At 66.4% G+C, this 1,666-nt stretch carries 2 protein-coding genes; both read left to right on the top strand.

Going from position 1 to position 1,666, the window contains the following annotated elements:
• Window positions 1–88 precede the first annotated feature (88 nt).
• Entirely contained in the window at window positions 89–1,102 is a 1,014-nt protein-coding gene (locus AB0N24_RS27500; protein ID WP_364131761.1) for a DUF4192 domain-containing protein, read from the top strand.
• Between the two features lie 219 nt (window positions 1,103–1,321).
• The gene (locus AB0N24_RS27495; protein WP_364131758.1) at window positions 1,322–1,456 is read left to right on the top strand and encodes a hypothetical protein; all 135 of its coding nucleotides are present in this window, start codon (window positions 1,322–1,324) and stop codon (window positions 1,454–1,456) included.
• The last annotated feature ends 210 nt before the right edge of the window (window positions 1,457–1,666 follow it).

Genomic DNA, 1,666 nt, shown 5'->3' with positions numbered 1-1,666 from the left:
AACCAAAAAACAACGGGGGGAGGGGACGCTGGCCGGTCACCTGATCCGCCCCACTCACCCCCACTTCTCGGCAAGAAGGAGCAACACCATGAACGACTTCATCAAATTCACCGGCCCGGCCGACATCCTGGCCTTCATCCCGCACACGCTGGGCGAGGCCCCGAAGGAATCCTTCGTCGCGGTAACCATGCAGGGCAACAAGCTTGGCGCCACCCTCCGCGTCGATGCCCCCTTCGCGCAGGAACCCGTCGCCTACGCTCAGACCATCGTCAGCTACCTGACAGCCGACGAAGCCGCCACCGGCAGTCTGCTGGTCATCTACACGGACGAAGACACCGCCGAAACCCAGCGCCCGTACTCCGAGCACGTGGAGGCGCTGCGCACCGAACTGGAAACGGCGGGGATGCCCTTGAAGGATGCATGGCTGGTGACCTCCGAACTGTGGCGGAACTACCTTTGCACGGACACCAACTGCTGCCCCGCCCAGTCGCTGGACGCGATCACCACCAGCAACGGCAACGCCGCCCTGATCTACCGGGGGAGCGCCGTCACTGGATTTACCGCCCCGGCCCCGTTCACCGGAGATGAAGGAGCCCGCGACGCCATTGCCGCGCACAAGCCAGACGGGTGGCCCGAGGACCTTGAGGCCAGCCGCGCCACGTGGGCGAAGGTTCTGGAAAACCCCAAGAGCCTGACGACGCAGACCGCGCACGAGCTGGCAGGGGCGCTGCAGCACCCCACCATTCGGGACTACATGATGGGTGACATCATCACCCACGCCCCGGACCAGTTCACCGCCGTCATGCTCGGCGTTTTCGTGAACCGCCCTGACTGGGCCCGCGTTGACACCGCCCAGGAAGTCGCGTTCGAACTGATGAAAGCAACCCCCGAAGGGCAGCGCGCCCCCATGCTGTGCCTGATCGGCTGGCTGGAATGGCTCAAAGGTAAGTCCAGCTTCGCCGCCCGGTACTTCAAACTGGCACTGGAAGACGTCGCTGACTACCGGCTGGCCGAGCTGTTCGCCGAACTGGTCAACCGCGGCCTGCTGGCCGACTGCAGCCGGGACCCGAAGAAGGCCTATGACCGCCGCCTGAACCGCTAGCCCGTCAAAGGCCGGACCCCACACCAACGGGGTCCGGCCTTCCCCTTGGGGATCTCTCCCAGGCGCGCGGCGGCCTCCCCCGCTGCGCTCCGCCGGCCGCGTTTGACGCTGACGCGGGCGCAGCCGCTTCCAGCCAGCCCGCAGGAACTGCCGATACTGTGAAAGGACACCGCCGTTCCACACAGCCAAGGAGCTCCACGCGTGGCCGAACACTTCCGCATGACCGAGGACGATAGCGTTGCCCCGGACGCGAGCCCCCTCGAAGACATCCTCGAGCTGAGCCTGCTGACGGCAGGCCCGGTGACCGGCCCGGTAGACCGGCCACTGCAGGACCACCGGCTCGACGAGCCGTAACCACGCCGCGCTGAAAGCGCTACACAGATTCCTCTTGCCGAGGGAAACAAGAGAGCCGGCACCCCAGGTGCCAGCTCTCTTGTCTTAATGCAGGCTCGCTGGGCTCGCCCTGGTTTCCGCTGCGCTCCAACCAGTGAACGGGCGTCCGCTGGCGCGGCCGGCTGTTGGGTCCAGGGTGCGCCGTCGCAGAGCTCCGGAGACCCTGGCCCT

The organism is Arthrobacter sp. NPDC093128 (assembly GCF_040683875.1).
Classification (GTDB): Bacteria; Actinomycetota; Actinomycetes; order Actinomycetales; family Micrococcaceae; genus Arthrobacter.
This window is presented reverse-complemented; position numbering and strand designations above follow the sequence as displayed.

Coding starts and splice junctions, on each gene's coding strand:
- AB0N24_RS27500 (WP_364131761.1), top strand. CDS start 89: ATGAACGACTTCATCAAATTCACCGGCCCGGCCGACATCCTGGCCTTC.
- AB0N24_RS27495 (WP_364131758.1), top strand. CDS start 1,322: ATGACCGAGGACGATAGCGTTGCCCCGGACGCGAGCCCCCTCGAAGAC.